General features: G+C 74.7%; 1 protein-coding gene. It reads left to right on the top strand.

Going from position 1 to position 281, the window contains the following annotated elements; translation table 11 throughout:
* Positions 1–281, top strand: a 281-nt coding sequence (locus IEI94_RS22580) for an aldehyde dehydrogenase family protein (protein WP_224750043.1), incomplete at both ends; no start/stop codon positions are given.

Raw genomic sequence — 281 nt, 5'->3', positions numbered from 1 at the left:
CACGATCCGGCACTGCCGGAGCGCGCGCCGATGCCCCGCGCCGACCTGCGCCAGCGCCATATCGCCCTGGGCCCGGTCGCCGTGTTCGGCGCCTCCAACTTCCCGCTGGCGTTTTCGGTAGCCGGCGGCGATACCGCCTCCGCCTTGGCCGCCGGCTGCCCGGTGGTGGTCAAGGGCCACTCCGCCCACCCCGGCACCTCCGAGCTGGTGGGCCGCGCCATCCAGCGCGCCGTGGCCAAGTGCGAGCTGCCCGAAGGGGTCTTCTCGCTGCTGTTCGGGGC

The sequence above is a fragment of the Halomonas sp. ML-15 genome, assembly GCF_014779595.1.
Taxonomy (GTDB): Bacteria; Pseudomonadota; Gammaproteobacteria; order Pseudomonadales; family Halomonadaceae; genus Franzmannia.
The sequence above is the reverse complement of the archived record's forward strand: the minus strand, read 5'-3'. Positions and strand labels throughout refer to the sequence as shown.